The following is an 8,903-nucleotide window of genomic DNA, read 5'->3' as shown; positions in this document are numbered from 1 at the left end:
CCCGAGGAGGGAACCCGCCGCAACGTTTCTGCAGGGCGGCGCGGAGCCGTCCGGATCAGACCGCGTCGTCCTCGCGGACCGCGCGGCGCGCGTCCGGGTCGAGGACGCCCCAGCTGATCAGCTGGTCGACGAGGAGCGAGGCCGGCTGGTCGTAGATGACGGCGAGGGTGCGCAGGTCGTCCTGGCGGATCGACAGCACCTTGCCGTTGTAGTCACCGCGCTGGCTCTGGATGGTGGCCGCGTAGCGCTGCAGCGGACCGGCCTTCTCGGAGGGGACCTGGGCCAGCCGCTCCAGGTCCAGCACCAGGCGCGGCGGCGGCTCGGCCGCACCGCCCGGGGTGCTGCCCGGCAGCAGCTCCTGCACCGGCACGCCGTAGAACTCGGCCAGCTCGGCGAGGCGCTGGACCGTCACCGCGCGGTCGCCGCGCTCGTAGGAGCCGACGACGACGGCCTTCCAGCGGCCCTGGGACTTCTCCTCGACGCCGTGCAGAGAAAGCCCCTGCTGGGTGCGGATCGCGCGCAGCTTGCCGCCAAGCTGTTTCGCGTAGTCGCTGGACAATGTGTCTCCCCGGACGTTAAGTGCAAAACAAGTGCTGATGATCACTGCTCTGCCTGGCCTGTGACGGCCGGGACGGCGCTAACCCCACTACGACACAGGGCGCTTCGTCGCTTGGCCGTAACTCAGTGTGAGGTTACGCAGAGTGATATGCGTTCGTCAAGCCGAACGGGGCAGCCGTGTGACTCTCCGGTAACCAGAGGACTCGCCGCAGGTCGGCGGGGGTGCGCCGGGGCGCTGTGTGATCGCCCTGGTAGGGTTGACGGCGGCTCCCCGACGTGCGTGCGGTTTCGGACGTGCGACGGCTGCCCCATCCGTAGACATCCTTTAAGGCCCGTCCCGTGAGGCGGGGAAGGAGGTCGGCTTCGGCATGACCACTGCTGCCCAGCGACAGGTACTGGACCAGGGCGACATCGCCCGTTCCCTGACCCGGATCGCCCACGAGATCGTCGAACGCACCAAGGGTGCCGACGACGTCGTCCTGCTCGGCATTCCCACCCGCGGCGCCCATCTGGCCCGCCGCCTGCACCGCAAGCTCGCCGAGATCACCGGCCACGAGCTCCCGGTGGGCACCCTCGACATCACCATGTACCGGGACGACCTGCGGCTGAAGCCCGCGCGGGCCCTGGAGCACACCGAGATCCCCGCCGACGGCATCGACGGCAAGCTCGTCGTCCTCGTCGACGACGTCCTCTTCTCCGGCCGGACCATCCGCGCCGCCCTCGACGCGCTGGCCGATCACGGCCGCCCGCGCGCCGTCCAGCTCGCCGTCCTGGTCGACCGCGGCCACCGCGAGCTGCCCATCCGCGCCGACTACGTGGGCAAGAACCTGCCCACCTCGCTGCGCGAGTCCGTGAAGGTCAAGCTGGACGAGAAGGACGGCGTCGACGCGGTCCTGCTCGGGGGGTCCGGAGAATCCAACGCGTCGTCGGAAGGCCAGAGCACGTTGAAAGGCCCGAGCAATTGAAGCGCCACCTCATCTCCACTGCGGACCTGACCCGCGAGGACGCGCTGCTGATCCTGGACACCGCCGAACAGATGGCCCAGGTCTCCACCCGCTCCGTCAAGAAGCTCCCCACCCTGCGCGGCAGGACCGTGGTCAACCTCTTCTTCGAGGACTCCACCCGCACCCGCACGTCCTTCGAGGTCGCCGAGAAGCGCCTGTCCGCCGACGTCATCAACTTCTCCGCCAAGGGCTCCTCGGTCTCCAAGGGCGAGAGCCTCAAGGACACCGCGCTCACCCTGCAGGCCATGGGCGCCGACGCGGTGGTCATCCGCCACAGCGCGTCGGGCGCGCCGAAGCTGCTGGCCGACTCCGACTGGCTGCACGGCAGCGTCGTCAACGCCGGTGACGGCACCCACGAGCACCCCACCCAGGCCCTGCTCGACGCCTTCACCATGCGCAGCCACCTGAACCCGGGCGTCGGACACGACCTGGTCGGCCGCCGCGTCACCATCGTCGGCGACGTGCTGCACAGCCGGGTCGCCCGCTCCAACGTGCACCTGCTGCACACCCTCGGCGCCGAGGTCACCCTCGTCGCGCCGCCGACGCTGATGCCCTTCGGCGTCGAGACCTGGCCCTGTCAGACCAGTTACGACCTGGACGCGGCGCTCACCAAGGCCGACGCGGTGATGATGCTGCGCGTCCAGCGCGAGCGGATGAACGCCGCCTACTTCCCCACCCAGCGCGAGTACACCCGCCGCTACGGCCTGGACGCCCGCCGTCTGGCGCTGCTGCCGCAGCACGCGCTCGTCATGCACCCCGGCCCGATGGTGCGCGGTATGGAGATCGAGTCGTCGATCGCCGACTCCGACCGCGCGGTCATCGTGGAGCAGGTCGCCAACGGCGTGAGCGTCCGCATGGCCGTCCTCTACCTGCTGCTCGGCGGGTCCGAGCCGGCGATCACCACTTCTTCTGCGAACACGTCCGAGGAGAACGGCAAGTGAGCACCACGAACCACCTGATCCGCGGAGCGCGCATCCTCGGCGGCGACCCGCAGGACATCCGCATCACCGACGGCCTCATCGCCGAGATCGGCGCGAACCTCGAAGCGCGCGACGGCGAGCAGGAGATCGCGGCCGAGGGCCTGATCGCCCTCCCCGGTCTGGTCGACCTGCACACCCACCTGCGCGAGCCGGGCCGCGAGGACGCCGAGACCGTCCTCACCGGCACCAAGGCCGCCGCCAAGGGCGGCTTCACCGCCGTCCATGCGATGGCCAACACCTTCCCCGTGGCCGACACCGCCGGCGTGGTCGAGCAGGTCTGGCGGCTGGGCCGCGAGTCCGGCTACTGCGACGTGCAGCCGATCGGCGCCGTCACCGTCGGCCTGGAGGGCAAGCAGCTCGCCGAGCTCGGTGCGATGGCCGACTCCGCCGCCCAGGTCCGCGTCTTCTCCGACGACGGCAAGTGCGTCGACGACGCGGTGATCATGCGCCGCGCGCTGGAGTACGTGAAGGCCTTCGGCGGCGTCATCGCCCAGCACGCGCAGGAGCCGCGGCTGACCGAGGGCGCGCAGATGAACGAGGGCGTCGTCTCCGGCGAGCTGGGCCTGGCCGGCTGGCCGGCCGTCGCCGAGGAGTCGATCATCGCCCGCGACGTGCTGCTCGCCGCGCACGTCGGCTCGCGCCTGCACGTCTGCCACCTCTCCACGGCCGGCTCGGTCGAGATCATCCGCTGGGCCAAGGGCAAGGGCTGGGACGTCACCGCCGAGGTGACCCCGCACCACCTGCTGCTGACCGACGAGCTGGTCCGCTCCTACGACGCCGTCTACAAGGTGAACCCGCCGCTGCGTACCGAGGCCGACGTGCTGGCCCTGCGCGAGGCGCTCGCGGACGGCACGATCGACATCGTCGCCACCGACCACGCGCCGCACCCCGCCGAGGACAAGCAGTGCGAGTGGTCCGCCGCAGCGATGGGCATGGTCGGCCTGGAGACGGCACTGTCCGTCGTCCAGTCCGCGATGGTCGACACCGGTCTGATGGGCTGGGCCGAGGTCGCCCAGCGGATGTCCGCGAAGCCCGCCGCGATCAGCGGCATCCCCGGCCACGGGCGGCCCGTCTCGGTGGGCGAACCGGCCAACCTGGTGCTGTTCGACGATCAGTACCGTGGCGCGGTGAACCCCGACTCCTTCGCCACCCGCAGCCGCAACACCCCCTACCGGGGCATGGACCTGCCCGGACGCGTCGTCGCCACCTTCCTGCGCGGCGAGGCCAAGGTGCTCGACGGAGAGCTCGTATGAGCCTGACCTCTCCCCTCGATCTCGCCGCGGCCCCGCACTCCGCGCCGGTGACCCACGTGGGCGACCTGGTCGGCTGGGTCATCGGCATCCTGCTGGTCATCGCGCTCGTCTACTGGCTGATGCGCCAGGGCTGGAACTGGCGCAAGACCGTCCAGTCGGGCCTGCCCGAGCCCGCCGCCGTGCCGTCGCGCACGACGGAGACGATCCTGGAGGCCGAAGGCCGCTACGCCGGCACCACGACCGCCGGCAACTGGCTCGACCGGGTCGCCGCCCACCGTCTCGGCGAGCGCAGCCTCGCCGAACTGACCCTCAGCGCCGAGGGCCTGAAGGTGGTCCGGCCCGCCTCGCAGAGCTTCTTCGTCCCGGTGGGCGACCTGCGCGGCGCCCGCCTGGACAAGGGCATCGCCGGCAAGGTCTTCCCCGAGGGCGGCCTGCTGGTGATCACCTGGCAGCTCGGCGACACGCAGCTCGACTCCGGCTTCCGGGCCGACCGGTCGAGCGACCACGACAACTGGGTCACCGCGATCGAGGTGCTGATCAAGGCACACGACAAGGTGACCGATACCAAGCACAACGACGAAAACGTGGAAGGCGCATGATGACCGCACCGGCATCCACTACGACGAGCCGACGTGGCCGCATTCCCGCCGCCTACGTCCTCGAAGACGGCCGCATCTTCCGCGGCCAGGCCTACGGCGCCGTCGGCGAGACCTTCGGCGAGGCCGTCTTCAACACCGGCATGACGGGCTACCAGGAGACCCTGACCGACCCGTCCTACCACCGCCAGATCGTGGCCATGACGGCCCCGCAGATCGGCAACACCGGCGTCAACGACGAGGACCAGGAGTCGTCCCGCATCTGGGTCGCCGGTTACGTCGTGCGCGACCCCAGCCGGATCTCCTCCAACTGGCGCGCCAAGCGCTCGCTGGACGAGGAGCTCCAGGCGCAGGGCATCGTCGGCATCAGCGGCATCGACACCCGCGCGCTCACCCGCCACCTGCGTGAGGCGGGCGCGATGCGGGCCGGGATCTTCTCCGGCCACGCGCTGGCCGACGACGCGACCATGCTGGAGCGCGTCCGCCAGGCCCCGCAGATGGAGGGCGCGGACCTGTGCGGCGAGGTCGCCACCGACGAGGTCTACGTCGTCCCCGCCATAGGTGAGAAGAAGTTCACCGTGGCCGCCCTGGACCTGGGCATCAAGGGCATGACGCCGCACCGGATGGCCGAACGCGGCATCGAGGTGCACGTGCTGCCCGCCAACGCCACCGCCGAGGACGTCTACGCGGTCGGGGAGAACGGCCCCGACGGCGTCTTCTTCTCCAACGGCCCGGGCGACCCGGCCACCGCCGACGGCCAGGTGGCCGTGCTGCGCGAGGTGCTGGGCCGCAGGACGCCGTTCTTCGGCATCTGCTTCGGCAACCAGCTGCTCGGCCGCGCGCTCGGCTTCGGCACCTACAAGCTCAAGTACGGCCACCGCGGTATCAACCAGCCGGTGCAGGACCGCACCACCGGCAAGGTCGAGGTCACCGCGCACAACCACGGCTTCGCCGTGGACGCGCCGCTCGACCGGGTCTCCGAGACGCCGTTCGGCCGCGTCGAGGTCTCCCACGTCTGCCTGAACGACGACGTGGTCGAGGGCCTGCAGTGCCTGGACCAGCCCGCGTTCAGCGTCCAGTACCACCCGGAGGCGGCGGCCGGTCCGCACGACGCCGCCTACCTGTTCGACCGCTTCCTTTCCCTGATGGAGGGCCAGCGTGCCTAAGCGCACCGACATCCAGTCCGTTCTGGTCATCGGTTCCGGCCCGATCGTCATCGGTCAGGCGGCCGAGTTCGACTACTCCGGCACCCAGGCCTGCCGCGTCCTCAAGGCCGAGGGCCTGCGGGTGATCCTGGTCAACTCCAACCCCGCCACGATCATGACCGACCCGGAGATCGCCGACGCGACCTACGTCGAGCCGATCACCCCCGAGTTCGTCGAGAAGATCATCGCCAAGGAGCGCCCCGACGCCCTCCTGCCGACCCTGGGCGGCCAGACCGCGCTCAACACCGCGATCTCGCTGGCCGAGGCCGGGACCCTGGAGAAGTACAACGTCGAGCTGATCGGCGCCAACGTCGAGGCGATCAACAAGGGCGAGGACCGCGACCTGTTCAAGGGCGTCGTCGAGGTCGTCAAGTCCAAGATCGGCCACGGCGAGTCGGCCCGCTCGGTCATCTGCCACTCGATGGAGGACGTCCTCGCGGGCGTGGAGACGCTCGGCGGCTACCCCGTCGTCGTGCGTCCGTCCTTCACCATGGGCGGCGCCGGCTCCGGCTTCGCCCACGACGAGGAGGACCTGCGCCGCATCGCCGGCCAGGGCCTGACCCTCTCGCCGACCACCGAGGTGCTCCTGGAGGAGTCCATCCTCGGCTGGAAGGAGTACGAGCTGGAGCTGATGCGCGACAAGCACGACAACGTCGTGGTCGTCTGCTCCATCGAGAACTTCGACCCGATGGGCGTGCACACCGGTGACTCGATCACCGTCGCCCCGGCGATGACGCTGACCGACCGCGAGTACCAGATCCTGCGCGACATCGGCATCGCCGTCATCCGCGAGGTCGGCGTCGACACCGGCGGCTGCAACATCCAGTTCGCGGTCAACCCCGAGGACGGCCGGGTCATCGTCATCGAGATGAACCCGCGCGTCTCGCGTTCCTCGGCGCTGGCGTCGAAGGCGACCGGCTTCCCGATCGCCAAGATCGCGGCCAAGCTCGCCGTCGGGTACACCCTCGACGAGATCCCGAACGACATCACCGAGGAGACCCCGGCCTCCTTCGAGCCGACCCTCGACTACGTCGTGGTCAAGGTCCCGCGCTTCGCCTTCGAGAAGTTCCCCTCCGCCGACGCCACGCTGACCACGACCATGAAGTCGGTCGGCGAGGCCATGGCGCTGGGCCGCAACTTCCCCGAGGCGCTGAACAAGGCGCTGCGCTCGCTGGAGAAGAAGGGCTCCCAGTTCGACTTCGTCTCCGAGGTCGGCGACAAGGACGAGCTGCTGGTCAAGGCCGCGGTCCCGACCGACGGCCGGATCAACACCGTCATGGACGCGATCCGCGCCGGCGCGACCCGCGAGGAGGTCTTCGAGTCCACGAAGATCGACCCGTGGTTCGTCGACCAGCTCTTCCTGATCCACGAGATCGCCGAGGAGCTCGCCGAGGCCGACAAGCTGGACCCGGAGCTGCTGCGCCACGCCAAGCGGCACGGCTTCTCCGACCAGCAGATCGCCGAGATCCGCGGCCTGCGCGCGGACGTGGTCCGTGAGGTCCGGCATGCGCTGGGGATCCGCCCGGTCTACAAGACGGTCGACACCTGCGCCGCCGAGTTCGCCGCGAAGACCCCGTACTTCTACTCGTCCTACGACGAGGAGTCCGAGGTCGCGCCGCGCACGAAGCCCGCCGTGATCATCCTGGGCTCCGGCCCGAACCGCATCGGCCAGGGTATCGAGTTCGACTACTCCTGCGTCCACGCCTCCTTCGCGCTCAGCGACGCCGGCTACGAAACCGTGATGGTCAACTGCAACCCGGAGACCGTCTCCACGGACTACGACACCTCCGACCGCCTGTACTTCGAGCCGCTGACGCTCGAGGACGTGCTGGAGATCGTCCACGCCGAGGAGCTGGCCGGTCCGGTCGCGGGCGTCCTGGTGCAGCTGGGCGGCCAGACCCCGCTCGGTCTCGCCCAGGCGCTCAAGGACAACGGCGTCACCATCGTCGGCACCTCGCCCGAGGCGATCCACCTCGCCGAGGAGCGAGGCGCGTTCGGCCGCGTGCTGGTCGAGGCCGGGCTGCCCGCGCCGAAGCACGGCACGGCGTTCTCCTTCGAGGAGGCCAAGCGGATCGCCGACGAGATCGGCTACCCGGTCCTCGCCCGCCCGTCCTACGTGCTGGGCGGCCGCGGCATGGAGATCGTCTACGACGAGCCCTCGCTGGCCGACTACCTCAAGCGCCACGCGGGCCTGATCTCCGAGCACCCGGTCCTGATCGACCGCTTCCTCGACGACGCGATCGAGATCGACGTCGACGCCCTCTTCGACGGCGAGGAGCTCTACCTCGGCGGCGTGATGGAGCACATCGAGGAGGCCGGCATCCACTCCGGCGACAGCGCCTGCGCGCTGCCGCCGATCACCCTGGGCGGCTACGACATCAAGCGCCTGCGCGCGGCCACCGAGGCCATCGCGCGCGGCGTGGGCGTCCGCGGTCTGATCAACATCCAGTTCGCCATGGCCGGGGACATCCTGTACGTCCTGGAGGCCAACCCGCGTGCCTCGCGCACCGTCCCGTTCACCTCCAAGGCGACGGCCGTGCCGCTGGCCAAGGCGGCGGCCCGGATCTCGCTGGGCGCGAGCATCGCGGACCTGCGCGGCGAGGGCCTGCTGCCCAAGGAGGGCGACGGCGGCACGCTGCCGCTGGACGCGCCGGTCGCCGTCAAGGAGGCCGTGATGCCGTGGTCGCGCTTCCGCGACATCCACGGTCGTGGGGTCGACACGGTGCTCGGCCCGGAGATGCGCTCGACCGGTGAGGTCATGGGCATCGACTCCGTCTTCGGCACCGCCTACGCCAAGTCCCAGGCGGGCGCGTACGGCGCGCTGCCGAAGACCGGCCGGGTCTTCGTCTCGGTGGCCAACCGCGACAAGCGCAACCTGGTCTTCCCGGCGCGGGCCCTGGTCGGCCTGGGCTTCGAGATCCTCGCCACCAGCGGCACGGCGGAGGTGCTGCACCGCAACGGCATCGACGCCAGGGTCGTGCGCAAGCACAGCGAGGGCGAGGGCCCCGAGGGCGAGAAGACGATCGTCCAGATGATCCACGACGGGGAGATCGACCTGATCATCAACACCCCGTTCGGCACCGGTTCCCGCCTGGACGGCTACGAGATCCGCACGGCCGCGGTCGCCCGTGCGGTGCCGTGCCTGACCACGGTGCAGGCGATGGGCGCGGCGGTGCAGGGCATCGACGCGGTGCGCGGCGGTGTCGTGGGCGTGCGGTCGCTGCAGGAGCACGCCGCTCAGCTGAACGCGTCGCGGTAAGGGGCTGGGGCGCGGGGAGCGTGTGCGGGTCCGTAGTGGGCTGGTCGC

The 8,903-nt window shown here is 70.3% G+C and carries 7 protein-coding genes; 6 read left to right on the top strand and 1 reads right to left on the bottom strand.

Annotated elements, in window-relative coordinates; translation table 11 throughout:
• Window positions 1–55 precede the first annotated feature (55 nt).
• Window positions 56–559 (bottom strand): transcriptional regulator BldD, encoded by a 504-nt coding sequence (gene bldD / locus TR49_RS16760; protein ID WP_037606436.1) that lies wholly within the window; start codon window positions 557–559, stop codon window positions 56–58.
• 367 nt (window positions 560–926) lie between these two features.
• Here bldD and pyrR point away from each other — a divergent pair, with 367 nt between their 5' ends.
• The 6 genes from pyrR to carB are packed head-to-tail and all read left to right on the top strand — an operon-like array spanning window position 927 to window position 8,855.
• Window positions 927–1,523, top strand: a complete 597-nt coding sequence (gene pyrR / locus TR49_RS16755) for a bifunctional pyr operon transcriptional regulator/uracil phosphoribosyltransferase PyrR (protein ID WP_042382500.1) — start codon at window positions 927–929, stop codon at window positions 1,521–1,523.
• Window positions 1,520–2,503 (top strand): aspartate carbamoyltransferase catalytic subunit, encoded by a 984-nt coding sequence (locus TR49_RS16750; protein ID WP_042382499.1) that lies wholly within the window; start codon window positions 1,520–1,522, stop codon window positions 2,501–2,503. Before pyrR ends, TR49_RS16750 begins: the two co-directional genes overlap by 4 nt.
• Complete coding sequence (locus TR49_RS16745; protein ID WP_042382498.1) at window positions 2,500–3,795, top strand: dihydroorotase; 1,296 nt, start codon at window positions 2,500–2,502, stop codon at window positions 3,793–3,795. Before TR49_RS16750 ends, TR49_RS16745 begins: the two co-directional genes overlap by 4 nt.
• On the top strand, window positions 3,792–4,394 hold the full coding sequence (locus TR49_RS16740; RefSeq protein ID WP_174501582.1) for a PH-like domain-containing protein: 603 nt from the start codon (window positions 3,792–3,794) through the stop codon (window positions 4,392–4,394). The genes TR49_RS16745 and TR49_RS16740 overlap by 4 nt, the downstream gene beginning before the upstream one ends.
• On the top strand, window positions 4,394–5,557 hold the full coding sequence (carA, locus tag TR49_RS16735) for a glutamine-hydrolyzing carbamoyl-phosphate synthase small subunit (RefSeq protein ID WP_152627317.1): 1,164 nt from the start codon (window positions 4,394–4,396) through the stop codon (window positions 5,555–5,557). Before TR49_RS16740 ends, carA begins: the two co-directional genes overlap by 1 nt.
• Complete coding sequence (carB, locus tag TR49_RS16730) at window positions 5,550–8,855, top strand: carbamoyl-phosphate synthase large subunit (RefSeq protein ID WP_042382496.1); 3,306 nt, start codon at window positions 5,550–5,552, stop codon at window positions 8,853–8,855. Before carA ends, carB begins: the two co-directional genes overlap by 8 nt.
• Window positions 8,856–8,903: the final 48 nt, after the last annotated feature.

It is taken from the genome of Streptacidiphilus melanogenes (genome assembly GCF_000787835.1).
Lineage (GTDB): Bacteria > Actinomycetota > Actinomycetes > Streptomycetales > Streptomycetaceae > Streptacidiphilus > Streptacidiphilus melanogenes.
Note: the sequence above shows the minus strand (reverse complement) of the source record. Positions and strands in the feature narration are given on the sequence as shown.